Source organism: Neisseria sp. P0021.S007, assembly GCF_051956855.1.
The window spans coordinates 1-466 of sequence record NZ_JBQCXA010001533.1 but is presented as its reverse complement, the minus strand read 5'-3'; the positions used below and the strand labels follow the sequence as shown (position 1 = coordinate 466).

Genomic DNA, 466 nt, shown 5'->3' with positions numbered 1-466 from the left:
GTATTGCGGCGCGCGGTCGGGTTCGTATTTGCCGCGCGCTTTTTGCAGGGCGATGGCGAATTGATGGAACCAAATCAGGTCTTGATGGTGGGCGAACATCATTTCGCCGGCTTCGTCCAAGCCCGCTTCGGCGTTGAAATGCGGCTCGATGGTTTGGATGCGCAGGTTTTCGGCGATGTTGACGGCTTCAATTTTGCAGGTCGGCTCGCCGATGTTGAACTCGCCGTCCACATCGAAATAAATGCTGACGGCAGGGCGGTACGCGCCCGCATCGAGGCTGAACGCGGCAATCCAGTTTTCAGGCAGCATGGTGATTTTGCCGCCGGGGAAATAGACCGTGCTCAAGCGTTCCATGATGTTTTTTTCCATGTTGTCGCCTTGTTTAATGGCGAGCGACGGCGCGGCGATATGGATGCCGACGCGCTTCGTGCCGTTGCCCAAATCGGTCAGGCTTAAAGCGTCGTCC

At 57.1% G+C, this 466-nt stretch carries 1 protein-coding gene; it reads right to left on the bottom strand.

Annotation, left to right across the window (positions count from 1 at the left end; all coding sequences use genetic code 11):
• The coding region (locus ACTHUR_RS20115; protein ID WP_440400559.1) for an RNB domain-containing ribonuclease at window positions 1-466 on the bottom strand (466 nt) is incomplete at both ends.